At 53.4% G+C, this 483-nt stretch carries 1 protein-coding gene and 1 pseudogene; both read right to left on the bottom strand.

Features of this window, described 5'->3' with window-relative positions:
* A partial coding sequence (locus Xbud_RS19320; RefSeq protein WP_244590057.1) for a TA system toxin CbtA family protein occupies positions 1–180 on the bottom strand: 180 nt, incomplete at its 3' end.
* 2 nt (positions 181–182) lie between these two features.
* Positions 183–483 (bottom strand): annotated as a pseudogene (locus tag Xbud_RS19315) (hypothetical protein); the annotation flags it as partial.

The following is a 483-nucleotide window of genomic DNA, read 5'->3' as shown; positions in this document are numbered from 1 at the left end:
GGTTAAATCGTACTTATCGACTAATTCGTTAATGGCCTCAGAGGGTCGGATGCCGTTTTGTATCAGTTCAGCGACCGTGTCTGTTTCACACAGCGCCGTGTCCTCCAGGTTCAGGCCAAAATGACGCTTCAGCAGCGTACCGGCAATCACCTGCCAGACGGTTAAACGTAAAGGTGCCATAGTCATACCTCATGTGTTAAACGCTGACTGCCGTGCCGGAGAATATCCTGCACTTCACGGCACTGTTGGTAACAGGGCGAAACCGCATGCAGCGACAATAAATGCGCCTTATGCCATAATGCCCGGGCAGCCTCTGTATTCTGCCACCCCTGCTCAAGCACGGCTGACTGACACAACTGCTGCTGTTGCTTTTCCAGTAACAGGCGTTCTGAGGCCAGTGTCACCGGCTGTGCCCAGACAATCTCGTCATAGCATCGGCCACCGAGCACTTTTCTGTCCCCGGCGTCATAAATCATCACGGTC

Source organism: Xenorhabdus budapestensis (assembly GCF_002632465.1).
GTDB lineage: Bacteria > Pseudomonadota > Gammaproteobacteria > Enterobacterales > Enterobacteriaceae > Xenorhabdus > Xenorhabdus budapestensis.
This window is presented reverse-complemented; position numbering and strand designations above follow the sequence as displayed.